Origin of the sequence: Bradyrhizobium sediminis (assembly GCF_018736085.1) — a bacterium.
Taxonomy (GTDB): Bacteria; Pseudomonadota; Alphaproteobacteria; order Rhizobiales; family Xanthobacteraceae; genus Bradyrhizobium; species Bradyrhizobium sediminis.
The window spans coordinates 2,302,257-2,325,864 of record NZ_CP076134.1 but is presented as its reverse complement, the minus strand read 5'-3'; the positions used below and the strand labels follow the sequence as shown (position 1 = coordinate 2,325,864).

The 23,608-nt window shown below is 65.0% G+C and carries 25 protein-coding genes and 1 pseudogene; 4 read left to right on the top strand and 22 right to left on the bottom strand.

The window, feature by feature from the left end; translation table 11 throughout:
• The first annotated feature begins 3 nt into the window (after positions 1 to 3).
• Positions 4 to 288 carry a HigA family addiction module antitoxin gene (locus tag KMZ29_RS11095; protein ID WP_215623716.1) on the top strand — a complete coding sequence of 95 codons (285 nt, stop codon included), beginning with the start codon at positions 4 to 6 and terminating at the stop codon, positions 286 to 288.
• 10 nt (positions 289 to 298) lie between these two features.
• Here the strand turns inward: KMZ29_RS11095 and KMZ29_RS11090 are convergent, their stop codons facing one another.
• From KMZ29_RS11090 to KMZ29_RS11075, 4 genes are all read right to left on the bottom strand, one after another.
• Positions 299 to 1,417, bottom strand: coding sequence for a DUF2778 domain-containing protein (locus KMZ29_RS11090; RefSeq protein ID WP_215623715.1), 1,119 nt, complete (start codon positions 1,415 to 1,417; stop codon positions 299 to 301).
• Between the two features lie 209 nt (positions 1,418 to 1,626).
• Positions 1,627 to 2,364: a DUF899 family protein gene (locus tag KMZ29_RS11085; protein ID WP_215623714.1), complete on the bottom strand. Its 738-nt coding sequence runs from the start codon at positions 2,362 to 2,364 to the stop codon at positions 1,627 to 1,629.
• Between the two features lie 202 nt (positions 2,365 to 2,566).
• Complete coding sequence (locus tag KMZ29_RS11080) at positions 2,567 to 4,069, bottom strand: glycosyltransferase family 39 protein (protein WP_215623713.1); 1,503 nt, start codon at positions 4,067 to 4,069, stop codon at positions 2,567 to 2,569.
• Positions 4,070 to 4,076: 7 nt separating this feature from the next.
• On the bottom strand, positions 4,077 to 5,210 hold the full coding sequence (locus tag KMZ29_RS11075; protein ID WP_215623712.1) for a glycosyltransferase: 1,134 nt from the start codon (positions 5,208 to 5,210) through the stop codon (positions 4,077 to 4,079).
• A 534-nt stretch (positions 5,211 to 5,744) separates the two neighbouring features.
• Between KMZ29_RS11075 and KMZ29_RS11070 the strand changes: the two genes are divergently transcribed.
• Entirely contained in the window at positions 5,745 to 6,059 is a 315-nt protein-coding gene (locus KMZ29_RS11070) for a phasin family protein (protein ID WP_369810127.1), read from the top strand.
• A 27-nt stretch (positions 6,060 to 6,086) separates the two neighbouring features.
• Here KMZ29_RS11070 and KMZ29_RS11065 read toward each other — a convergent pair whose 3' ends face one another.
• Positions 6,087 to 6,281 carry a hypothetical protein gene (locus KMZ29_RS11065; RefSeq protein ID WP_215623710.1) on the bottom strand — a complete coding sequence of 65 codons (195 nt, stop codon included), beginning with the start codon at positions 6,279 to 6,281 and terminating at the stop codon, positions 6,087 to 6,089.
• An 88-nt stretch (positions 6,282 to 6,369) separates the two neighbouring features.
• On the bottom strand, positions 6,370 to 6,525 hold the full coding sequence (locus KMZ29_RS11060) for a hypothetical protein (protein WP_215623709.1): 156 nt from the start codon (positions 6,523 to 6,525) through the stop codon (positions 6,370 to 6,372).
• 146 nt (positions 6,526 to 6,671) lie between these two features.
• On the opposite strand from KMZ29_RS11060, the gene KMZ29_RS11055 reads away from it, so the two are divergent.
• Entirely contained in the window at positions 6,672 to 7,496 is an 825-nt protein-coding gene (locus KMZ29_RS11055) for a DUF72 domain-containing protein (protein WP_215623708.1), read from the top strand.
• Positions 7,497 to 7,502: 6 nt separating this feature from the next.
• Here KMZ29_RS11055 and KMZ29_RS11050 read toward each other — a convergent pair whose 3' ends face one another.
• The gene (locus KMZ29_RS11050) at positions 7,503 to 8,483 is read right to left on the bottom strand and encodes a Bug family tripartite tricarboxylate transporter substrate binding protein (protein WP_215623707.1); all 981 of its coding nucleotides are present in this window, start codon (positions 8,481 to 8,483) and stop codon (positions 7,503 to 7,505) included.
• Positions 8,484 to 8,660: 177 nt separating this feature from the next.
• Here KMZ29_RS11050 and KMZ29_RS11045 point away from each other — a divergent pair, with 177 nt between their 5' ends.
• A complete protein-coding gene (locus KMZ29_RS11045) occupies positions 8,661 to 9,140 on the top strand; it encodes a DUF488 domain-containing protein (protein WP_249779894.1) in 480 nt (159 codons plus the stop codon).
• An 18-nt stretch (positions 9,141 to 9,158) separates the two neighbouring features.
• Here KMZ29_RS11045 and KMZ29_RS11040 read toward each other — a convergent pair.
• The 15 genes and pseudogenes from KMZ29_RS11040 to KMZ29_RS10970 form a co-directional block, all read right to left on the bottom strand.
• A pseudogene (locus KMZ29_RS11040) lies at positions 9,159 to 10,489 on the bottom strand (adenylate/guanylate cyclase domain-containing protein).
• Between the two features lie 113 nt (positions 10,490 to 10,602).
• Entirely contained in the window at positions 10,603 to 11,769 is a 1,167-nt protein-coding gene (locus KMZ29_RS11035) for an ABC transporter permease (protein ID WP_215623706.1), read from the bottom strand.
• Complete coding sequence (locus KMZ29_RS11030) at positions 11,766 to 12,710, bottom strand: ABC transporter ATP-binding protein (protein WP_215623705.1); 945 nt, start codon at positions 12,708 to 12,710, stop codon at positions 11,766 to 11,768. The genes KMZ29_RS11035 and KMZ29_RS11030 overlap by 4 nt, the downstream gene beginning before the upstream one ends.
• Positions 12,707 to 13,495, bottom strand: coding sequence for an HlyD family secretion protein (locus KMZ29_RS11025; protein ID WP_215623704.1), 789 nt, complete (start codon positions 13,493 to 13,495; stop codon positions 12,707 to 12,709). The genes KMZ29_RS11030 and KMZ29_RS11025 overlap by 4 nt, the downstream gene beginning before the upstream one ends.
• Positions 13,492 to 14,220, bottom strand: a complete 729-nt coding sequence (locus KMZ29_RS11020) for a TetR/AcrR family transcriptional regulator (protein ID WP_215623703.1) — start codon at positions 14,218 to 14,220, stop codon at positions 13,492 to 13,494. The genes KMZ29_RS11025 and KMZ29_RS11020 overlap by 4 nt, the downstream gene beginning before the upstream one ends.
• A gap of 356 nt (positions 14,221 to 14,576) precedes the next feature.
• Complete coding sequence (locus KMZ29_RS11015) at positions 14,577 to 15,857, bottom strand: family 4 glycosyl hydrolase (RefSeq protein ID WP_215623702.1); 1,281 nt, start codon at positions 15,855 to 15,857, stop codon at positions 14,577 to 14,579.
• 253 nt (positions 15,858 to 16,110) lie between these two features.
• Positions 16,111 to 16,500 (bottom strand): DUF4189 domain-containing protein, encoded by a 390-nt coding sequence (locus KMZ29_RS11010; protein ID WP_369810126.1) that lies wholly within the window; start codon positions 16,498 to 16,500, stop codon positions 16,111 to 16,113.
• Positions 16,501 to 16,694: 194 nt separating this feature from the next.
• Positions 16,695 to 18,299, bottom strand: coding sequence for an NTP transferase domain-containing protein (locus KMZ29_RS11005; RefSeq protein WP_215623700.1), 1,605 nt, complete (start codon positions 18,297 to 18,299; stop codon positions 16,695 to 16,697).
• Positions 18,296 to 18,997 (bottom strand): XdhC family protein, encoded by a 702-nt coding sequence (locus KMZ29_RS11000; protein ID WP_215623699.1) that lies wholly within the window; start codon positions 18,995 to 18,997, stop codon positions 18,296 to 18,298. The genes KMZ29_RS11005 and KMZ29_RS11000 overlap by 4 nt, the downstream gene beginning before the upstream one ends.
• On the bottom strand, positions 18,994 to 19,323 hold the full coding sequence (locus KMZ29_RS10995) for an XdhC family protein (protein ID WP_215623698.1): 330 nt from the start codon (positions 19,321 to 19,323) through the stop codon (positions 18,994 to 18,996). The genes KMZ29_RS11000 and KMZ29_RS10995 overlap by 4 nt, the downstream gene beginning before the upstream one ends.
• A gap of 11 nt (positions 19,324 to 19,334) precedes the next feature.
• Positions 19,335 to 20,537: a vWA domain-containing protein gene (locus tag KMZ29_RS10990; protein ID WP_215623697.1), complete on the bottom strand. Its 1,203-nt coding sequence runs from the start codon at positions 20,535 to 20,537 to the stop codon at positions 19,335 to 19,337.
• Between the two features lie 105 nt (positions 20,538 to 20,642).
• Positions 20,643 to 21,548 (bottom strand): AAA family ATPase, encoded by a 906-nt coding sequence (locus KMZ29_RS10985; protein WP_215623696.1) that lies wholly within the window; start codon positions 21,546 to 21,548, stop codon positions 20,643 to 20,645.
• A 37-nt stretch (positions 21,549 to 21,585) separates the two neighbouring features.
• Entirely contained in the window at positions 21,586 to 22,392 is an 807-nt protein-coding gene (locus KMZ29_RS10980; protein WP_215623695.1) for an FAD binding domain-containing protein, read from the bottom strand.
• A 32-nt stretch (positions 22,393 to 22,424) separates the two neighbouring features.
• Positions 22,425 to 22,910 carry a (2Fe-2S)-binding protein gene (locus KMZ29_RS10975; protein ID WP_215606049.1) on the bottom strand — a complete coding sequence of 162 codons (486 nt, stop codon included), beginning with the start codon at positions 22,908 to 22,910 and terminating at the stop codon, positions 22,425 to 22,427.
• A 175-nt stretch (positions 22,911 to 23,085) separates the two neighbouring features.
• Positions 23,086 to 23,532, bottom strand: coding sequence for an SRPBCC family protein (locus tag KMZ29_RS10970; protein WP_215623694.1), 447 nt, complete (start codon positions 23,530 to 23,532; stop codon positions 23,086 to 23,088).
• Positions 23,533 to 23,608: the final 76 nt, after the last annotated feature.

The window sequence follows — 23,608 nt, the reverse complement described above, 5'->3', positions numbered from 1 at the left end:
GCGATGGCGCGGTTGCGGACTCATCCGGGAGAAGTGTTGAAAGAGGAATATCTGGTGCCGCTGGGCCTGTCGGCGCGGGTCCTGGCGAAGGAGCTGGATATTCCGGCCAACCGGCTGACCGAGATCATGCGCGGCGCGCGCGACGTTAGCGCGGACACCGCGATCCGGCTCGGACGCTACTTCCGCACCGATCCGCGCTTCTGGCTCAACCTGCAGGCCGCCTACGATCTCTCCAAGGCGGAGAACACCCACAGCTACAAGAAGATCGTGCCGCGCCCGGCGGCATGACGATCCCCCCTCACTCCACCTTCGCGACCACCGCCAGCCGCTTGATGCCGCGGTTGCGGTAGGCGTCGAGGAATGCGTAGTAGTCCTTGAACGACACGCAGCCGTTGGAATCACCGTTGGGACCGAGCATGTAGGTGTGCGCGAGCAGCCCGGTGCGGCCGAAGATCTTGTCCTCGCCGCCGATCGGATTGAGCCGCAGCGCCGGCACGCCGTGGAACAGCGCCTCGCGCGGGGTCAGTTCATAGATATGCGGCGGCGTCACGCCCTGCATCCGCACATGTGCGTAGCGCACGTCGTCCATCTTGGAGCCGAGCCCGGAATGCGCTTCCAGCACGGTGCCGTCGGGCAGATAGACCTTGCGCGCCGCAATGTCGTAGACCGCGGTCGAGCGATCATAGGGCGCCGATCCCCCGAGCATCGGGTTCTGTTCCCTGGGCAGGCTGCCGGTCGCGCTGACATCGGCGGAAGCGTAGGACAGCAGCGATCCGCGCGACGGCTCCTTGCCCCACAGTTTTTCGACCATGCTGGGCTTGCCGCCGGAAGCGATCGACATCACAGCCGCCTTGGCGCGCTGCGTCATGTCCTTGACGGAAGCTGCCGCGCCCTTCGCCGGTTTGGCTTCAACGGGATCGGCCGCCGGCGCGAGTGCCGCAACCTTGGCAGGCGCCGGTGCGCTTTGTTTAGGCTTCGCCGCTTCGACCGGTTGTGACGCTGAAGCGAGCTTCATCGTCTCGGCTTGCGGCTGCGGCTGCGGCTGCGGCTCGACCGACTGCGGCGCTGCGGCTGCGAAACGATCGCGGAACATCAGCGATGTGGCGGATGCGATCGCAGCAGGCGCGGAGACGACCGGCGCCGGTTCGGGCAAGGCGGCGAACACGGTGTTGACGATGGTTTGCGGGGTCGGGGCCGCGACGGCCTGCGGCCGCCGGATCACCGGCGCATCGAAATTTCCGCCGGCCATGGTCGGATAGATGCCGGCGCCGAAAACATGCGTATAGAGATTCCAGGCGCAGCCGACCACCAGGCACGCGACCGCGGCGCTTCCGAAAACATGGTTAGGAATGGCTTTACGGGATTTTTTTCGCTTCGAGGCCGCGAACTGACTGGACGCACTCGTACTGTAACTCATTCGCCTCGTACCCAGACAAGTTCCACTTTTTTCCTCTTCGCAGCACCGGATCGAAAGTTCCGGCAGAGCATTTCGCAGAGGCGCGGAGCGTCATTAAGGCGACTTTTAGTTAAATGCGGATTAAGTGCGGGCGGTTGTTGGGCATGGTTAACGACGCGGCCGATTCAGTGAATCGGCCGCATTTATGCGGGTTTTTCGACGTTCCGAATTCAATAATTCAGCTTCGGATACCAGTCGGCGCCGCGGCCTTCGGGCGTGACGTCAAGGATGGTCCATAGCGGCATCAGATCGGGCGCGCCGCGCGGATCCTGGCCGGGATCGGCGGATGCGCCGTTCATCTCGCCGCCCCAGAAATGCCTGATTGTGACACCGTTCCCTTCCCGGCGCCGCGTGAACACGTTGAACGCCGCATCGTCGCCGCCGTCCTTCGTCAAGGCGTGATAGTCGCGGCTGAATTCGCCGGACACATCGGAATAGAGCGGCAGATGATGCCAGCCGCGCTCGCGCTTGAATGCGACCAGCCGCGCGATCGGCGAGCGCGCGACGATGGCGAGCGCCACGCGCTGCGTAATATCCGGCACCTCGCCGTCCCATGCCGACAACAGCGAGGTGCACATCGGGCACGGCCGCTCGCGCTGCGGGCCGAACATGTAGCTGTAGACGACCAGCGAATCCTTGTCCCCGAACAGATCGGCGAACGACGCCTTTCCGTTTTCGCCCTCGAACGCGTAATTCTTCCTGACCTCGCCGCCCGGCGGCAGCGCGCGGCGCTGCGCGGCAACGCGCTCGATGTGGCGGCGGAGTTCGATCTCCTCGGCCAACAGCGTCTCGCGGGCGCGGCGATATTCGGCGCTCTCGTTGGGAAAACGCACGCCGCTGGCGCGCGCCAGCTCGGCGGCGGGTTTCAGGATGGAATGACTGGCGACCTTCAGGCTGGAACTGCTCATGGCACGATCTCCGTTGGAGTGGGGCTCGCCATAAGACGTTCGGGAGGGCATCGATCCGACGGGATGGAAGAAATATTTTCCGATCGTCATACGCGGGCTTGACCCGCGTATCCATCCGACTTCAAGAGACTCTTGCGAAGAAGATGGATTGCCGGGTCAAGCCCGGCAATGACGAGCCGCAAAAGGCCCCGTCCCCCGCCCCCTACTGCAGCTCCGGCGGCGGCGAGCGGTCGAGCACGCTGCCCTTGGGGAATTCGAGCAGCTCGAGCGAATAGGTTTCGACGGTGAGCGGGCCGCGCTTGCGCGTGAGTTCGGCGACCTTCTCGGCCCTGGCATAATTTTGCTGCAAGTACCGGCGGCCGGCGGGCCGCGCCTCGTCGACGAACAGCAGCTTGCCGGACAACTGCGCCTCGGACGGCTCGGGCATGTTGACCCAGCGGATGCGCTGGGTCGGCTGCACCACGCAACTTCCTTTCGGCAGATAGAAGGCGAGCCATCCGGTGGTGCCGTAGTCCGGCGCCAGCACGCAAGTCGCGCCAGTGCGGACGCGCACCGCCTCGATCTCGCCGGCCAGTTCGCGCCAGCCGACGCCGACGCTGCGCACGGTGGCGTCGCGGCGATAGCCCGTCAGCACGCCGGTATCGGCCTGCACGATCAGCAGCATGAACATGGGGATCGCCGATGGCGCCGCCCAGCGCAGGCAGAAATCGGCAAGGCGCTGGCGGCGCGGGTCCCATCGCGTCAGATGCGCGGCGACCGCGGCGGCGATCGCAAATGCCGGATAGACCGGCGCGAACCAGTTGGCCTCGACCCGGGCATGCAGCGAGTGCCAGATGAAATAGACCACGATGGTCCAGAACATCGTGTTGACCAGCATCCGCGCGGCGAACGCTCCGGCATCGCGCCAGACCAGGGCGTGAAGCCCCATCGCGCCGAGAATGAATACCAGGGGCGTCGCAAACGCGACCTGGGTCGGAACCAGCTCACCGATGAAGGCCGGCCTGAAATCCTCGATCCTGGCGCGGCCGATCTGCTTGATGAAGGAGACCCAGTGGTGATCGGCGTTCCAAAGGATCACGGGGGCAAAGATCGCCAATGCCACGAGCCCGCCGAGATAGGGCCAGGGCGAGACCAGCCAGCGCCGCAATTTCGGAACCGCCAGCAGCCAGATCAAGATCGCCGCGCCGAAAAACATCGCAGTGTATTTTGAAAGCAGAGCGGTGCCGACCGCGGCCCCGACGGCGAGCCACCAGGCGCCGCGCCCGGTCTCCAGCACCTTGGCGAGAAAGAACAGCACGAAGCTCGAGGCCACCAGCAGCGGCGCATCCGGCGTGACGATCAGGGTGCCGACCGCGGCCATCAAAGTGAGGTTGAGCAGGACGGTGGCGGTCGCCGCCACGCGCTGGCCGCCAAACAGGATGGCGGCGGTGCGGTACACCGCAAAACTCATCGGCAGCGCCAGCAGGATCGAGGCCAGCCGCACGCCGAGCTCGGTATCGCCCGCGATCATGGTGCCCGCGCGGATCACGAACGCCACCGCAGGCGGATGATCGTAGTAGCCGAAGGCCAGATGCTTCGACCACATCCAGTAATAGGCTTCGTCGAAGGTCAGCGGCGTCCAGGCGGCGGCGACCAGCCGCAACGCCACCAGCGCCAGCACCGTAAGCGCCGTGTTGCGGGCGAGTCGCGCCTCGTTCGAACTCATTTTCCGATCATCGCTTGCGCCAGACGAACAACCCGGACATCGCGTAATTCCATACCACGCCCATCAGCGCACCCGCCGCGCCCGCCAGCCACCAGATCGGCTCCTGATCGTAGACCGAGAACGCGACGCCGACATTGGCGACGAGGCCGACGCTGCAGACCAGATAAAACAGCAACAAGCCGCGCAGGATCGCAAAGCCCTTCAGCCGCTGGTCGCGATAGGTGAGAAAATTGTTCAGGACGAAATTGCTGGTCATGGCGACGACCGCGCCAGCCGCCTGCGCATGCGGAAACGGCACGTTGAAAACGTCGAGCGCGATCTTCAGCGTTGCCAGGTGCACGACGAGGCCGATCGAGCCGACCATCGCGAACAGCAGGAAGCGCAGCGATACGACGTCGTTGGTCAGCTTCGCCAGCACGAGGCCGAGGAAATCCAGCGCCACCATGGAATCGAGCTTGCTCTCGCCATGCAGCCGGGTGCCGAAGGTGAAGGGAACTTCCTTGACCCGCAGTTCGCCGTGCGCGGTGGCGACGATGTCGAGCAGGATCTTGAAGCCCTGCGTCGAGAGCTGCGGCGCCAGTTGCTCGAAGCGGTCGCGGCGGATCATGAAGAAGCCGCTCATGGGATCGGCGATCTTCACCCGCAGCACGCGCTTGGCGACTTCGGTGGCAAGCTGACTGGCCCCGGCCCGCTGCCGGTTGAAACTGTCGGCGCTGCCGCCTTCGATGTAGCGGCTGCCGACCACGAGATCGAATTCACCGCTTTGCAAAAGCGCCAACATCTTCGGCAATTGCGTCTCGTCATGCTGCAGGTCGGCGTCGATCACGGCGGCGCACGGCGCGCTGGAAGCCAGGATGCCCTCGATGCAGGCGCCGGACAGGCCGCGCCGTCCGATCCGCCGGATGCAGCGGACGCGGGTATCGGCCCGCGCCAGGCCGCGCACCACCTCCCAGGTTCCATCGGGGGAATTGTCGTCGACGAAGATGACTTCGAAGGGAATGCCGGCGAACGTCGCCTCCAGCCGCCGGTACAGCGTGGTGACGTTGTCGCGCTCGTTGAAGGTGGGGACGACGACCGAAATCCGGGGCGCAACAGCTGATTGCGGCAGGGTTTCGGGGCCCGGTCTGATGGCTTCATTCATGCCGCCAGCGTATATCCGATAGCGTCAGGGGAAGCCAAGGGAGGCCCAAGGGAAGCCAAGGGAAGCCAAGGGAAGCCCCAGGGCGACAGGCCGAAAAAGCGCGGTCCGGGGGCTCAAAACGGGGCAAAACAGGCCCAAAAATGCCAACGACCACGAACAGAGGGCGCGCGTACATCCGGCGCTACCTTACTATTCCGTGGTCGTCCCAGCGCCGGAGCTATGAAGCATCGACGTCGCCGTTGAGAGCTAGATAGGAACGGTCGGGCCGTTCCGCAAGGGGGCAGAGGCGCGCGCCAAGTCATGCGAATTTCCAAATGTCACCACGCCAGCGCCCCGCAAGGGACAATCCGGAACCGCGATTCCAGCGCAAACATGACGGACTTTGCGACTTTGGTTTGATTTGGAAAACGGGGGATCCAGGAAATGTCGAGTGCAGACCAGAACAAGTCAGGGGGCAAGTCCGGCCGGCGCAACCGGAAGGCGGAACAGCAGCGGAGCCAGAAACTGGAGCAGCAGCAGGCCGCCAAAGAGCCGATCGAAGCAGCAGCCACGCCAACCGACACCTCGCCGATCGGCGCGGTCGTATCGGCGGACACTCCCCCGATCGGCTTGCAGACGATCGCGACCGCCTACAGCGACTACACCATGAAATCCCTCGAAGAGGCCCGGTGCTTTGTCGAGAAACTCTCCGGCGTGCGCTCGCTCGACAAGGCGCTCGAGATCCAGAGCGAATTCGCCAGGCAGGCTTACGAGACCTACGCCGCGGATTCGCGGAAGATTCGCGAACTCTACAACGACCTCGTCATGAAGGCGTTCACACCTTCGAAGCCGCCGCCGGCAGCACGCTAGATCCCGCTGCGCCGCGGCCTTGCGGGCCTACTGCGGCACTTCCCGCACCACCGGCCCCCGGACCGCAGGCGCGGCCGGAGCCGCGGCCTTCGGCGCCTCGATCTTCTGCATCTCCTTGGCCGGCTTGCCCATCTGCCCGACCGGTCCAAAGACGAACGCGATCACCAGCACGACGGCTGCGATGATTCCGCCCAATAGTTTTGCGATAGCTTCCGAGTCCATCCCGCTACTTCCCTGGTCGCCTCACCGAGGCCGGCTGATCGGCAACGCGCGCCGGTCCTGCCCGCCCATCGCCGCCGCTATCTTAAGCCTATTTCTTTTGTTCCAGAAAGCGTCTCAGCCGTTCATTGACTTCGGCCGCCTCGCCCGCAGCCGCCCGGTCGTCGCGAAGTTTTCTGACCGCCTCGACGATCTCGGCGACCGTGTTTTCGATCCGCTCCAGCTGCTTGTCGAACTCGCCAGCCATCGCCCATCCTAGCCTGACGGAGCGGGCTTACAAGACGGGGGCCCTATGCCGACAGCGCGGTCCGCTCCGGTGAACTGGCCAATCGGGGCTCTTTTGAATAGACTCGATGCGACAGCTTTCTTCCCTCTTGCCCGACGAGACTCCCCGTGACCAAGGCCCCGAAATCCGCCTCCAAATCCTCCGGCCATATCTACATCGGCGTCGGCGGCTGGACCTTTGCGCCGTGGCGCGGGGTGTTTTATCCGGAAAAACTGACGCAGGCGAAGGAGCTGGAATACGCCGCGTCGAAACTGACCTCGATCGAGATCAACGGCACCTATTACGGCTCGCAGAAGCCGGAAAGCTTCCGCAAATGGGCGCGCGAGGTGCCGGACGGGTTCGTGTTTTCGCTGAAGGGGCCGCGCTTCGCCACCAACCGGCGGGTGCTGGCGGAGGCCGGCGATTCGATCAAACGGTTCTACGATTCCGGGGTGCTGGAGCTCGGCGACCGGCTCGGTCCGGTGCTCTGGCAATTCGCGCCGACCAAGAAATTCGACGAGGCCGATTTCGGCAAGTTCCTCGAACTGTTGCCGCGCAGCCTCGAAGGCCGCGCGCTGCGCCATGTGGTCGAGGTGCGGCACGACAGTTTTGCCGTGCCTGACTTCATCGCGCTGCTGCGCCGGTTCGAAACGCCTGTCGTGTTCGCCGAGCACGGCAAGTATCCGGCGATCGCTGACATCACCGGCGATTTCGTCTATGCCCGGCTGCAGAAGGGCAATGACGAGCTGAAGACCTGCTACCCGCCGAAGGCGCTCGACGCCTGGGCCAAGCGCTTCCAAACCTGGGCCGGCGGCGGCGAGCCGGACGAACTGCCGCGGGTCGATCCCAAGGCTGCGAAGAAGTCGCCGCGCGACGTGTTCGCCTATGTCATCCACGAGGGCAAGGTGCGCGCACCGGCCGGCGCGATGGAATTGATCGCGCGGGTGAAGTGATCCGCTTCAATCCAGCTTGATGCCGGCCTCGCGGATCAGTCTGGTCCAGGTCTCGTATTCGGAGGCGACGAAGGCATTGAGCTTGTCGTCCGGCAGGTCCCACACCTCGCCGCCGCTCTTCTCGAAGCGCTCCTTGAGGTCCGGCAACGAGGCGCGGATTTCCTTGCGCAATCTGGCAATCGCTTCCGGCGGGGTCTTGGCGGGGACAAATATGCCGAGCCAGGAGTCGACATCGAGCCCGGGCACGCCGGCTTCCGACATCGTCGGCACGTCGGCCGCGAGCGGGCTGCGCTTCGACGACAGCACGGCGATGCCCCTCGCCTGCCCCGACCGCACGTAAGGAAGACCCGCGGCGATCGAATCGAAGAACAGATCGATGCGGCCCGCCAGCAGATCGGTGAAGGCCGGCGGCGAGCCCTTGTAAGGCACTTCAAGGAACTTCACGCCGGCAGCCTTCATGAAGGCTGCCGCCACCAGATGCTGGCCGGTTCCGACGCCCGCGGTCGCCACCGTGATCGAGCCCGGCTTGGCCTTCGCCGCGGCGATGATGTCCTTGAGGCTTGCCTGCGGCAGATCCTTGCGGCCGACCATCACATAGCCGAACTTGTAGACCAGTGCGACCGGGACGAAATCCTTCAGCGGCTGGTAAGCAAGCTTCGAATAGAGCGCCGAATTGAAGGCCATGTTGGAAAGCCCGCCGACCAGGAGCGTGTAGCCGTCCGGCTCGCTCTGCGCCGCAGCCTGTGTCCCGACCACGGTGCCGGCGCCGGGCTTGTTCTCGACCACGAAGGTCTGGCCCATTCGTTTCGACAGCACGTCGGCGAGGTAACGGCCGACCAGGTCGTAGCTGCCGCCCGGGCCGATCGGGACGATGATCTTGACGGGACGGTCGGGATAGCTGCCTTGCGCCTGCGCCGCCACTGCACCGAGCGCGAACGGCGCAAGCACAGCGGCGATCCATGCCAGCGAGCGGCGAAATCGGATCATCGTATTCCCCCCGGAAAGAAACCGGCCTTCGACAGGCTCTTTTTTCGGAGCCGACTATGCGCCATGCCGCAGCCGGCGGCAACGGATCCCGGGCCTCGCATAACCTCCGCGGTTATGGAAATCTCGCGGGCGGCGGCATAGCCTTACGCCGATGACATCAAATGCCGGGACGCCGACATGGTACGCAAAGCTATGGCACGCAAGTCCAACCGCCTCTTCACCATCGGCTATGAACAGACGCCCGCCAAGGCGGTGCTCGACGAACTCGAGCAGGCCGGCGTGAAGCTGCTGGTGGACGTGCGCGCGGTCGCGGCCTCCCGCCGCCCCGGTTTTTCCAAGAACCAACTCGCCGCCGGGCTGGACGAGCGCGGCATCTCCTACCTGCATCTGCGCGGACTCGGCACGCCCAAGGACGGCCGCGACGCGGCGCGCAGCGGCCGGTTCGACGCGCTGCACAAGATCTACGCCAGGCACCTGAAGACGCCGCAGGCGCGGGAGGAGCTCGACGAGCTCTCGGCGCTGGTGAAGAAATCCGGGCCGGTCTGCATCCTCTGCTACGAGCGCGATCACCGCGAATGCCACCGGCAATGGATCGCCGAGATCATCGAGCAGCGCGACGGGGTCAGGATCGAGAATCTGGCGGCGAGGCAGGTTTAGCATCCACCACATCAGGCGCTATCCCAACTGCCACACCGCCATCGGCCGCTCATAACCCCGGATCGCGACCTCGCCGAGCGGCACCGCATCGCTGCCGTCATCGCCGAGCTCGTTGCGAACGTCGGCCGAAATCAGGAACTGCGAATTGAAGTCCTTGTTGAGCGCTTCCAGCCGCGCGGCGAAGTTCACGGTATCGCCGATCACGGTGTATTCCTTGCGCCGGGGCGAGCCGATATTGCCGGCGACGACCTCGCCGAAGTGAATGCCGATGCCGATCCGCAGCGGCCAGCTGGTTTCCCGGTTGATGTGCTCGTTCGCGGCCAGCATTTCGCGGGCGGCGGCGACCGCCCGGTGCGCGGCGTCGGGCGCCTCCAGCGGCGCGCCGAACAGCGCCAGAAAGCCGTCGCCGAGAAACTTGTTCAGGATGCCGCCATGGCGATCGAGGATATCGCCAGCACCCCGAACGCGCCATCGAGACGCTCAACCACCTCGCGCGGCGAGCGCGACCGTGCGCCGGCGGTGAAGCTGCGGAAATCGACGAACATGACGGCGACCTGGCGGATTTCGCTGTCGGTCCTGGCGCCCTCCGTCAGCAAGCGCTCGACCACCTGCGGCGAGACATGCTGGCCGAACAGGTTGGTGATGCGGTCGCGCGCGGTCGCAGCGACGATGCTGGCCTCAAACTGCCGGCGCAGCTGCATCCCCACCGCGCCCGCCAGCATGCCGCAAACCAGAATGACGAGGCCGCGGACGAGATGAAATGCGAAGTCGGGCGCCGGCTCGGCGGCGAATTGCTCCGGGCGATAGAACATCGCCATCGCGAACAGCTCCGCCGCCGCGACGAAGCCGGTGAAGGTCGAGAGCCAGAAATCGAGCCGCAGCGTCGAAAGGATGATGAAGATGAAATAGACCAGCGGTATCACGAAGGCCAATGCCTGCGCCGGCCCCATTGCCTTCATCTGCAGGTACAGCGCAACGGTGACCAGGCTGGTTTCGATCAGGGCGCCGAGATAGCGCCGAGCATGGGGCACGTCGCGGCCTTGCACCAGGCGCTGGCCGAGCACGCGCAGCACCGACAGCTCGAATAGCGCGAACACGACAAAAACGGCATACAGAGGCAGGATCGGGACATGGCCATGCCAGATCCGCTCGATGGCGTCGGGCGCGATCAGGTAGACCGCGGTCAGCATCACCAGCAGCAGCGAAATGGTGGCGAGGATCGCCTTGACCCGCAGCCGCTCGGTCAGCAGGATTTCGCGCGTCAGCGCCTGTTCAAAGTCGGCCGACACCGCCGATTGTTGTTTGTCCATCTTGCCCACGATGACGTCGCACCCATTTTCCGTTGTCATTCCGGGATGGTCCGCGGGACCGGACCTCAGATGCGCAATTGCGCATCGGGGAATCTCGAGATTCCGGGGCCGACGCTTTCGCGTCGTCCCGGAATGACCATCAGTATTCTGCATCAATCGAGCGTGCGGCGGAAGCGCAACACCGCGATCGTCATCGCCAGCAGCATCAGCGCCAGCAGCGCGATGGCATCGTATTGCAGATTCGGCAGCGTCGCGCCCTTCAGCATGATGGCCCGCACGATCCGCAAGTAGTGCGTCAGCGGCAGGCCTTCACCGATATATTGCGCCCATACCGGCATGCCGGCGAACGGAAACATAAAGCCCGACAGCAGGATGCTGGGCAGAAAGAACATGATCGACATCTGCATCGCCTGCAGCTGGTTCTGCGCGATGGTCGAAAAGGTGTAGCCGATCGCCAGATTGGTGGTGATGAACAGGGTCGAGAGCAGCGCCAGCAGCGTGAGACTGCCGTTGACGGGCACGCCGAATAGCAGCACGCCGATGCTGATGATCAGGATGGCCTGGATGAAGCCCACCAGCACATAGGGCAATATCTTGCCGAGCATCACCTCGACCGGGGTGATCGGCATCGACAGCAGGCTTTCCATGGTGCCGCGCTCGGTCTCGCGCGTCACCGACAGCGCCGTGAAGATCAGCATGGTCATGGTCAGGATGGTGCCGACCAGCCCGGGCACGATATTCAGCCGTGACGACGCCGCCGGATTGTAACGGGCATGGGTGCGGATCTCGAACGGCGGCAAAGACGGATCGCCAATGTGCAGGTCGTGCTGCAACGCCGTCTGCACCACCATGTTGAGCGCCGACATCGCCGAGCCCGCAGCCACCGGATCGGTGGCGTCGGCGGCGACCAATAGCGCCGGGTGATCGCCGCGCCGCACCGCGCGCTCGAAGCCGCGCGGAATTTCCACGCCGAACAGCACCTTGCCCGACAGCAACAGGTTGTCGAACTCGGCAACATCGTGCACCTCGCGGGTGAAGCGGAAATAGGCGGTGTTCTCCAGCGCCTTCAGGATCGAGCGCGCGAGATCGCTGTCCTCCTGCAGCAACACCGCGGTCGGCAGGTTGCGCGGCGTAGTGTTGATGGCAAAGCCGAACAGCAACAGCTGCATCACCGGGATCATAACGATCATCGCAAACGAGACGCGGTCGCGCCTGAGCTGGATGAATTCCTTGACCACCATCGCAAAGCTGCGCCGCCAGAAGCCGAACCTTGGCTCCTTGCTGTCGCGGCTGTGATCGGGGGCCTCGGCGACGCTCATTGGAAATTGTCCTTCGAGCGCGTCATCAGTTCGATGAACACATCCTCCAGCGACGGCTCGCTGTGTTGCCAGTTCAATCCCTTGTTGTCGCGGTACGGCGCGATGGTGGCCTCGAGCGCCGCCCTGTCGCGGCCGGAGACATGCAACGAGGTGCCGAACGGCGCCACCATGTCGACGCCGGGCTTGCCTGTGAGTGCCGACGAGAGCCCGTTGAGGTCGTCGCCCGACACCGTCCAGGTCGACAGCGCCGACTTGGCGATCACCTCATCGACGGTGCCGTGCGCCAGCAGATAGCCATAGGCGATATAGGCGATCTCGTGGCAGCGCTCCGCCTCGTCCATGTAGTGGGTGGAGACCAGCACCGTTAGCCCGTCGGCCGCCAGCGCATGGATCTCGTTCCAGAAATCGCGCCGCGCCTTGGGGTCGACGCCGGCGGTCGGCTCGTCCAACAGCAGCAATTGCGGATTGGGCAGCGTGCAGGCGCCGAGCGCCAGCCGCTGCTTCCAGCCGCCGGAGAGGTTGCCGGCGAGTTGCTCCTCGCGGCCGTTGAGGCCGAGCCGCTTGATCATGTCGGCCGCAGAGCCGCGTGCATCGGCCATGCCATAGAGCCGCGCGACGAATTCCAGATTCTCGCGCACCGACAGATCCTGGTACAGCGAGAAACGCTGCGTCATGTAGCCGACCTGGCGCTTGATCCGGTCGGCGTCGCGGCGGATGTCGTAGCCCAGGCAAGTCCCCTCACCGCTGTCGGGCGTCAGCAGGCCGCAGAGCATGCGGATGGTGGTGGTCTTGCCGGACCCGTTGGGACCGAGGAAGCCGTAGATGGTGCCGCGCCTGACCTGCATCGAGAGGTCATGCACCACCTCGCGGCCGCCGAAGGATTTGGACAGGCCGTGGACGTCGATCGCGATGTCGGCTGCGTGGACGGGCGCCGCGGTCATCGCTTGTCCGCCACCGGCGTCCTGGCGCCGAGATAGACGCTGATCGGCTGGCCGACGCGCAAGCTATCGGGCCGGCTCGGCCGCGCCTGGATCAGATAGACGAGCTTGTTGCGCTCCTCGAGCGAATAGATCACGGGCGGGGTGTATTCGGCCTGGGTCGCGATGAAATAGATCTTTGCGGTGAGATCGGCGGCGCAGTTGTCGCAGGTCACGCGGACCTCGTCGCCAACGGCAAGCTTCGGCAGATCCCCTTCCGGCACGAAGAAGCGCAGCTTCATGTTGCCGGGCGGCATGATCGACAGCACCGGCCGCTGCGCCGGCACCATCTCGCCCTCGCGGAAGTAGATCTGCTGGATGGAGCCGCCGACCGGCGCAAAGCCGCTGCGGCGCGCCAGCCGTGTCTGCGAGGTGTTGACCCGGGCTTCCGCCACCCGCAGCGCGGAGATGGCGGCGTCGAGATTGGCCTGCGTCCCCGAGCCGGTCTTGCTCAGCGAGGCGGCGCGGTCGTAGGTCTGCTGCGCGTTGGCGAGCGTGGCATTGGTCTGGTTGAGATCGGCCCTTTGCAGATCGTCATCCACGGAATAGAGCGGCGCGCCGGCCTTGACCTCGTCGCCCTCGCGCACGTTCAGTTTGGTCACGCGGCCGGATTCGTCGGGGCTGACGAAGATCATGTCGGCTTCGACCCAGCCCTGGTAACCGGGATCCCGGCGCTCGTTGCAGCCGGCCAGCACCGCCGCCAGCGCCAGCGCCGCCAGAATGGATAGGCTCGTTCGCGACGGGGTCATGCCGTCCTCCGTTCGCCAAAAATCAGGTCGAGATGGACCCGAAACATCTCGATCGCATCCAGCGGCGCGTGCCTGCTGAACAGGCTCTGCCAGATCACCGCGATCAGCGCGGGCGCCACCATGATCTGCGGAAAGCGCGCCAAATCCTTCTGCCGGATTTCGCCACGCGCAATGCCGAGCTCGATCAGCGCGCGCATGCCGGCAAGGCCGCGCGAAACCACCTCGCGGTAGTAGAAGTCGGCCACCGCCGGAAAGCGCGGACCTTCGGCGACGATCAGGCGCACGATGTCGCCGCGGCGCGTGGTCGCGACTTCGCGGATGAAATTCTGGGCAAAGCCCTCGATCATATCGCGCACCGAGCCGCCGATCGGCGGCGGCGCATGCAGCCGGTTGATCATCGGCACCAGCGCGGTCCGGATCAGTTCCTCGAACATCGATTCCTTGTCCTTGAAGTGCAGGTAGATGGTGCCCTTGGCGACCCCGGCCCTTCTCGCGACGTCGTCGAGGCGCGTTGCGGTAAATCCGCGCGCGATGAACTCGTCCAGCGCCGCCTCGATGATGGCCGCGCGCCGTTCCGCCGCGCGCTCCGCCCGGTTCGCTGGAGCCTTGGGCGGCGCGGTCTTTGGCGAAGCAGGCCGTGCGGCCTTCGACGCGGCGGCCTTCTCCCCGCGCCGGCGATGGGCCGGCTTCGGCGGGGTTCCGCGGCTGGTTCTCGGGATTGACATGGTCACGATATGACTGACCGGTCAGTCACTGTCAACTCCGATTGAAACCTTCGAATTTCACGTGCGCGTGAGTCCGCCCGTCAGGTTATTTTGCCGCAGCCGCGGTCGGCCGTAGGGCGGACACGGCGCGAAGCGACGCGCCCACCATCGCGAGCGGTTATCGGCGCCTTGCCTACCCTCGCTCTCTATCAACGTCATTGCGAGCGAAGCGAAGCAATCCAGCTTTGCCGCAACAAAGCTGGATTGCTTCGTCGCTTCGCTCCTCGCAATGACGCCCGCTAGGCAGCCGGGCGTTCGCGTATTCGGCAGGAGGTGAAACGTCAGCCCGTCGGCGATCTTCTCTTGTCCGCGCCGCGCTAGACGCACTTGCGGATATGGGGCCGGTTGATCTCCCAGAGTTCGTCGAGCAGGCTGCGCGCGGCGGCTACGGAATTGACGACGGGATCGATCAGCAGCGCCTGCAATGCCAGCTCCTTCGAGGCATGCACCGCCGCCTCGACGGCGAGTTGCTGCACGTTGACCTGAACGGTCATGAGTTTGGCGACCGGATCGGGCAGCGGGCCGAGCGAAACCGGATGAATGCCGGCCGTGTCAGCCATCACGGGAACTTCCACCGCCGCATTGGCCGGGAGGTTCGGAATGACTTGCTGATTATAGACCACGCCGGATTCGATCAGTTGCTTGCGGTTGTGCAGCACCGCCGCGATGACGGTGACGGCGCGCTCGCCCGATTCGGTCAACCACCACCAGGGAATCTCCGCCCTTCCCGCCAGCACGTCGTCGATCGTCTTTTCGGTTTTGGCCCGCTCGCCTTCGTCCCAATCGAAATTGAAGCCGCCCTCGCCGGCCTCCCAGCCATACGCCATGTATTCTCCGACATGGCCGTCGCCGCAGCCGAGCCAATAGCCGAAGGCCCGGAACAGATTGCGCGTCAGCGGCGAAAACTTCGGGTCGAAATCCCTCTCCTTTTCGCGCAGCAGCGGATAGAGGTCGGCGCCGGTCGCCCGATCGCGGATCTGCGTCAGGCACTGGAAATGATTGAGCCCCGCGCCCCAGACGTCCACCCGTTCGGGAAGTAGCCCAACGATCGAGGCGACCGCATCGCGCGCCAGAAAAATGCCGTGACAGAGACCGACGGTGCGGATCCTGCTGTACAGCCCGAGCGCCAGAACGATGCGGCCTTCCGGATTGGAAAAGTTGATGAACAGCGCGTTCGGGCAACGCCGCTCCATCTCGCGCACGAAATCGAACACCACCGGCAGGGTACGCAGGGTGAAGAACAACGCGCCCGGGCCGCCATTCTCGCCCAAGGTGTGACGGATGCCGTATTTGCGCGGCACCTCCCAATCGAGCCTCCACAGCCGGTTGCGCTCGATCGCGGTGGAATGGACGACGAACTCCGCGCCGTCCAGCGCGGCCCGCCAATCGGTGGTGCACTCGATCTTCAATCCCGCGCCGGATTTCTCGTTGAGCAACTTTGCGACGCGCCCGGCGCGCGCCAGCCGCTCGGCGTGCCTGCCGACCAGCACCAGGGTGCTGCCGGCCAGATCATGCGTGGAGAACAGGTCCCGGAACATGCTGATGCCGAACGAGGCACTGCTTGCGCCGATAAAGACGATTTTGGTGACCGCCGTCATGTTCCCTGCCCTGCCCACCGACCGTTCGGTTCATTGAATAAGTACGACACAGGCCCGGGGCGTCGGCTTGATCTAGATCAGCTGTGAAATTTCAACCCGTCGACGTCGATCACCTTGCGCTCACGACCGCGATCTTGGTGTCGAATTGCTTGGATTCTCCGCTGTCATTCCGGGGCGCGCATTAGCGCGAACCCGGAATCTCGAGGTTCCGGGTCTGGTCCTTCGGACCATCCCGGAACGACGGTTGTTGAATCTACCCCCTGGCGTCGCAGGCCCAGGCGCGGATCACGCATTCTTTGCCGCCGAATTCGTAGCACTTCCTGGTCGCCGCGTTCAGCGAACTTGAAATCCTCGGCTTGACCGCATAGCCGTGAGCGCCGCAGGGATTGGCCATGTCGACTGCAAATGCCGCGCAGGCGCGCTTCATGGTGACGGCAGTGCACGCGCCCTTGCATTGCTTCAGCGCCGCGGCGCGCGCCGCCGCTTCGGCGGGATAGTCAAAGGCCTGGCCATAGGCGCCGCACTTGCCGACTGCAAACGCGCCCGCCGCCCAACTCTCCGTCACCAGGCGCGATGCACCGACCAGCAGAGTCAGCACAAGAACGAACAGCGCCCGGCGTTGGGCTTTCGTAGTCGAAACGATCAATATCCCCTCCCCCGAGGCAATCGGCGGCGAATCTATCCGGGGGACGTTTCAACTTGGTGAACGGGAGGTTGAAAAAGAATTCGTAGGGTGGGCAAAGGCGCCCTTGCGCCGTGCCCACCATACCTCCGCGGGAAAAGGGATGGTGGGCACGGCGCGAAGAGCGCGCCTTTGCCCACCCTACGGATTCGCGCTTACCCCCGCTGCGCTTCCTCAAGCGCCTGCGGGGTATCGATGTCGAGGAAGGCGCCATGGCCCTCGACCGGGACTTCGGCCACCGCCTCGCTGTGTTTCGCGATCAGATGCCGCGCGCCGATATCGCCGTCGAGCGTCATCAATTCATTGAAGAAGCGGCGCGACCACAACACCGGATTGCCGCGCCTGCCGTCGCTGACCGGTACCGCGATCAGGTTGCCGCGATCGGGCGCGAAGGCCTCGATCAGCCGGTCGATCAGGTCGGCCGAGATCAGCGGCATATCGCCGAGGCAGATCACCGCGCCATCGGCATTTTGCGGCACCGCCGCGATGCCGGCCTTGACCGAACTCGCCAGCCCCTCGGCGAAATCCGGATTGCGCACGAATTTCACTTTCAGCCCGGCCAACGCCTTCTCGACCTGCTCGGCCTGATGTCCGGTCACCACGGTCACACCGGACGCCTTCGAGGCCAGCGCCTGTTCGGTCACGATCCGCACCAGCGGCTTGCCGCCGAGTTCGGCCAGCAGCTTGTTCGGACCGCCCATCCGGGTCGAGCGCCCGGCGGCGAGAATGACCGCGGCAATATTGCGATTGCTGTCGGTCACAAGGCTTTCGCGCGGCTGCGGCCGGGTGACGATTTCCATCAGCAGCCCGCCGACGCCCATGCCGGTGAGCTCGGCGCGCGTGACCTTGAGGCCTGCCAGGAGGCGCATCAGCACCCAGTCGAAGCCGTTTTCCACCGGCGAGCGCGCGCAGCCGGGGGCGCCCAGCACCGGCACGCCGCCGGCATTGCCGATCAACAGCAGATTGCCGGGATCGACCGGCATGCCGAAATGTTCGATGGCGCCGCCGATCCCCGATATCGCCGCCGGAATCACGTCGCGCCGGTCGGCAATCGCCGAGGCGCCGAACACGATCACGAGCTCGGCGCCGAGACCGAGCAATTCCTTGATCGCCGCCGCCAAGGCCGCCTCGTCGTGCGGCACGCGGCGCTCGGCCATGATGGCGGCGCCGGCCGGCGCCAGCCGCTCCGCCGTCACCCGCAGCGTCTTCTCGATCACCTTCGGCGCCAGTCCCGGCAGCAAGGTCGAGACCACGCCGACGCGCTTGATGACATAGGGCGAGATCCGCAGCGCGCCGCCGCCGGCCGCAGCCACCGCGGCATCGCGCAGTTTCGCTTCAACGCCGAACGGAATGATTTTCACGGTGGCGATCATCTCGCCTTCGACCACCGGCTTGAAGGCGGCCAGCGTCGCAAACGTAATGGCCTCATCGACGCTGTTGATGCGGTCGACCCTTGCGCGGTCCACCACCAGCACGCCGGCCTTGGCCGCAAACAGATTGGCGCGGCCGGTAAAGGCGCGTTCGACATTGACGCCGTCACCGGCCACCGCCTGCGCGATGCTGGCGGCAGCTGTGTCCTCGGAGACGTCGCCCTGCTCCAGCCGCACCACAACGATTTCCGCAACGCCGGCCTTGTCGAGCGCCTCGACTTCGGCGGGACCGATCGTGGTGCCTTTTTTCAGCACCAGCGATCCCTGACGCAGGGTGTGGACGGTGACGCCGCCGACCGCGTCGGCCGGACTGGCGGGACCGAACTTCATGCCGCGGCTTCTTTTTCTTTCGGAGGCAGCCGCAGTTGCGCGGTGATCTCGGCCATGATCGAGACCGCGATTTCGGACGGCGAGACCGCGCCGATCGATAGCCCGATCGGGGCATGGATGCGGGCAATGTCGCTATCCCGCGCGCCTTGCGCTTTCAGCCGTTCAACGCGTTTGGCGTGGGTCTTCCGCGAGCCGAGCGCGCCGATATAGAAACAGTCGCGTTCGAACGCGTGCAGCAGCGCCGGATCGTCGATTTTCGGATCATGCGTCAGCGCCACGAAGGCGGTGTAATGATCGATGTTGAGCGGCGGCAGCGCCACGTCGGGCCATTCGGCGATCAGCGGCACGTCCGGAAACCGCTCGGGGCTGGCAAAGGCGGTGCGCGGATCGACCACGGTCACGTCATAGTCGAGCGAGCGCGCCAGCGGCGCCAGCGCCTGGCTGATATGAACCGCGCCGACGATGACGAGTTTGGCGGTCGGCGCATAGACGTTGAGAAACAGCTTCCTGCCGCCGGCCTCGACCGTGCCGCTCTTGCCCATGCGCAACTGTTTTGAAAGCTCGGCGCGCAAGGGGTCGGCGGCGATGTCGGCGGCCTTGACCAGCCGCTGCTCGCCGTTCTCGGTATCGGTGATGAGGATGACCGGCCGGCGCGCGGCGCGCTCGGCGTTCACGGTCTTGAGCGTCTCAATCTTCACGACTGGCCTACCTTCTCGACGAACACGCGGATGGTGCCGCCGCAGGACAGGCCGACATTCCACGCGGTCTCGTCGGCGACGCCGAATTCGAGCATCTTCGGCTTGCCGCTGGCGATCACGTCCAGCGCCTCGGTGACCACGGCGCCCTCGACGCAGCCGCCGGAGACCGAGCCCAGGAACGTGCCGTCGTCGTTGATGACGAGGCTGGAGCCCGCGGGCCGCGGCGCCGAGCCCCAGGTCTCGACCACGGTCGCCAGCGCCACGCCGTGACCGGCCCTCTGCCAGTCCTCAGCCGCTTTGAGAATGTCTTCGTCGCGATTGAGCATGGAAGCCTCTTTCAAGCTGCGGATCGAATCAGGCTGCGGTGATGCGCTGGCGGCGCCGACGAAAGGGCCGCGATCAGCCCTTCGATCGAACTCAAATTATGTACCGGGCGGAATTCGTCAACATGCGGCAGCATCATTTTGATGCCCTGCGCCTTGGCCTCGAAGCCGCCGAAGCGCAGCAGGGGATTGAGCCAGATCAGGCGGCGGCAGGAGCGGTGCAGCCGGTCCATCTCGAACGCCAGCCTGGCGTCGGCCTCGCGCTCCAGCCCGTCGGAGATCAGGAGCACGATGGCGCCCTGCCCGAGCACGCGGCGGCCCCACAATTTGTTGAATGTATGCAGCGAGGTGCCGATCCGGGTGCCGCCGGCCCAGTCCTCCACCGTCGAGGAGCAACTCGCCAATGCCTCATCGGGATCGCGCGCCCGCAAAGCCCGCGTCACATTGGTCAGCCGGGTGCCGAACAGGAATACCGACACGCGCTTGCGCGCGTCGGTGATGGCGTGCAGGAAATGCAGGAACAGCCTCGTGTACTCGCTCATCGAGCCGGAGATATCGAGCAGCGCCACGATCGGCGCCGGCTTGTCGATCCGCCCGAGCCGATGGATGTCGATGATGTCGCCGCCGGTGCGCAAGGAGCCGCGCAGGGTGCGGCGCATGTCGAGCCGCAAGCCCCGCGCGTCCGGTTGGTAGCGGCGGGTGCGCAATTCGGCCTGCGGCAGCTTCATCTGCGCAATGGCGCGGGTGACTTCCGCGATCTCGGCCGCGCTCATCTGCGCGAAATCCTTTTTCTGCAGCACTTCCTTGTCGGACACCGACAGCCGCAACTCCTGCTCCTGGGCCTGCGGCGTCTCGCTCATCTGCGGCTGCGCCAGCGCCTCCTGGACCCGGCGCGACGCCGGCGGCGGCTTCTTCCTGGCGTGGTCCGGCAGCGGCACCGAATCCAGCATGTGCTTCCATTCTTCGGCGGCGCGGAAGAACAGATCGAACGCCTGCGCGAAAATCAGCGCGTGCTCGTGGCGCTTGACGAAGATCGCTTCCAGCGTGGTGAAGACGTCGCCGCGGTTGCCGATCTCGATCGCCTGCAGCGCATTCATGGCATCGATCACGGCGCCGGGCCCGACCGGAATGCCGGCGGCGCGCAACGCGCGGGCAAAGCCGATGACGTTGTCGGCCATTTGGCCGGTCGGGGGATTGAGGTGATTGATTGCGGCCATGGGTTTGTCGCCTCGTCATTCCGGGCCGCGCGAAGTGCGGACCCGGAATCTGGAGATTGCGGCGCGAGATTCCGGGTTCACGCTTCGCGTGCCCCGGAATGGCGGCTAGTCGCTCGTCGCTTCCTTCAAAACCTTCTGCAGCGTGTCGCCCTGCATCCGCGCGATGTCGTCCTGATACTTGAGCAGCGCGCCGAGTGTATCGCCGACCACCTGCGGGGTCAGCGAGCGGGCGTCGAGTTCGGTCAGCGCGGTGGCCCAGTCGAGGGTCTCGGCGACGCCGGGCGACTTGTAGAAATCCTGGTCGCGCAGCGCCTGCACGAAACGGACGACCTGCTGCGATAGTTTCGCTGATATGCCGGGCACGCGCGACTTGACGATCGCGAGCTCGCGCTCGGCAGAGGGATAGTCCACCCAGTGATAGAGACAGCGGCGCTTCAGCGCGTCGTGAATCTCGCGGGTGCGGTTCGAGGTGATGATGACAATCGGCGGATGCGGCGCCTTGATGGTGCCGAATTCCGGAATCGTGACCTGGAAGTCCGAGAGGATTTCCAGGAGATAGGCCTCGAACGCCTCGTCGGCGCGATCGAGTTCGTCGATCAGGAGCACCGGCGGGCCGGCCACATCGGGCTCCAGCGCCTGCAACAGCGGCCGCTCGATCAGAAAACGCTTGGCAAAAATATCCGACGACAGCTGCGCGCGGTCGGTATCCCCTGCCGCTTCAGCGAGCCGGATCGCGATCATCTGCGCCGCGCTGTTCCACTCATAGACGGCGGAGGCGACATCGAGGCCTTCGTAGCATTGCAGCCGGATCAGCTTGCGACCCAGCGCCGCCGACAGCACCTTGGCGATCTCGGTCTTGCCGACGCCGGCCTCGCCTTCGAGGAACAGCGGACGGCCCATCCGCAGCGACAGATAGGTCACCGTTGCCAGCGAGCGCTCGGCGAGATAGCCGCGCGAGGTCAGCAGTTCCAGCATCGCATCGACGGAGGTGGGCAGCGCCAATGCGGTCATGGGAACGCCAATCTCGATGCGTCAGGAATCGGCAATGTCAGGCTTTGCCGGTCGCCGCTTCAACGGCCCGGCGCGCCAGCACCGCGATCAGATGGGCGCGATATTCGGCGCTGCCGTGCAGGTCGCTGTTCAATCCGTCCGCAGGTACCGTCAGGCCGTCGAGCGCCTTCGCCGAGAAGCGCTTCTTCAGGGCTTCCTCGAACGAGGTGAGGCGGAACACGCCTTCGGAACCGGCGCCGGTGACGGCGACGCGGACATCCGACGGACGCTTGGCGACGAACACCCCGACCAGCGCATAGCGCGAGGCCTGGTTGCGGAACTTGATGTAGGCGGCCTTCTTCGGCAGCGGGAACATCACCCTGGTGATGATCTCGTCGCTCTCGAGCGCGGTCGTGAACAGGCCCTGAAAGAATTCCTCCGGCTTCAGCCGGCGCTTGTTGGTGACGATGGTGGCGCCGAGCGCCATGCAGGCCGCCGGATAATCGGCGGTCGGATCGTTGTTGGCGAGCGAGCCGCCGATGGTACCCTTGTGGCGCACTGCGGGATCGCCGATCAGGCCTGCGAGTTCGGCCAGAGCCGGGATCGCCTCGCCGACGATGGCGGAAGTGGCGACCGCGTTATGGGTCGCGGTGGCGCCGATCACCAGCGAGCGGCCCTTCATCTCGATGCCGTCGAGCCCCTCGATATGGGAAAGATCGACCAGATGCGGCGGGCTGGCGAGCCGCTGCTTCATGACCGGCAGCAGCGTGTGACCGCCGGCAATGACCTTGGCGTCTTCGTTCTTCACCAGCAGATTGGCGGCCTGCCGCACAGTCGCCGGACGGTGATATTTGAATTCGTACATGAGATATTCCTGATCGCCGTGCGGGACGTGCGTTACGCGAGATCGGACTTCGCCATCGCCTTGGCGCCGGCCGCGATCGATTGAACGATGTTCTGATAGCCGGTGCAGCGGCACAGATTGCCTTCGAGCTCTTCCCGGATGGTGTGGTCGGTCAGATCGTGGCCCTTGCGGTGGACGAGGTCGACCGCGGTCATGATCATGCCGGGCGTGCAGAAACCGCATTGCAGGCCGTGATGCTCGCGGAACGCCTCCTGCATCGGATGCAGCGGCGCGCCGTCGGCGGCCAGGCCCTCGATGGTCCTGACTTCGTGGCCGTCAGCCATCACCGCCAGCGTGGTGCAGGATTTGACCGCCTTGCCGTCCAGATGCACGACACAGGCGCCGCACTGCGAGGTGTCGCAGCCGACATGGGTGCCGGTCAGGCGCAGATTCTCGCGCAGGAACTGCACCAGCAGGGTGCGGGGGTCGACATTGGCGTTGACGGGACTACCGTTCACAACAAGCGAAATCTTGGCCATTCAGCACTCTCTTCATCTGCCCTGCTGCATTGCACAGCCAAACAGTCATTTAAAGTAATTCCAAAGCCATAATATGGGCCATCCCGGCAATGAGCAACCTCACCTTGGGCATGGCCAGATGTGACTTATGCGGACTTTGGCGGGACCCGCCTGTTGAGGGCTCGGGTCCTCGAGACTAATTTTGCACCGCCTTGGCGAAATTGGCGAAAAATTCATCGGCCAGTTTCTTGGCCGCGCCATTGATCAGCCTTTGACCGAGCTGGGCCAGCTTGCCGCCGATCTGCGCCTCGACATTGTAGGTCAACAGCGTGCCGCCGTCCTTCTCTGCCAGCGCCACGGTTGCGCCACCTTTGGCGAAGCCTGCGACCCCGCCCTCGCCTTCGCCTGAAATCTTGTAGCCATTGGGCGGATCGAGATCGCTCAGCATCACCCGGCCCTTGAAGCGGGCCGACACCGGCCCGACCTTCATCTTGGCGACCGCGCGAAAGCCGTTGTCTTCGGTCTTCTCCAGTTCCTCGCAGCCGGGGATGCAGGCTTTCAGCACTTCCGGGTCGTTCAACTTGGTCCACACCGCTTCGCGCAGCGCCGCAAGCTGGACTTCGCCGTTCATCGTCATGGCCATCGTGGTGCCTCCCCAGTCGCTTTGCCTGTTGTCCCCCAAGTAAAGCACGCCCGGGCCAAAAGGAAGAGGCCGGACC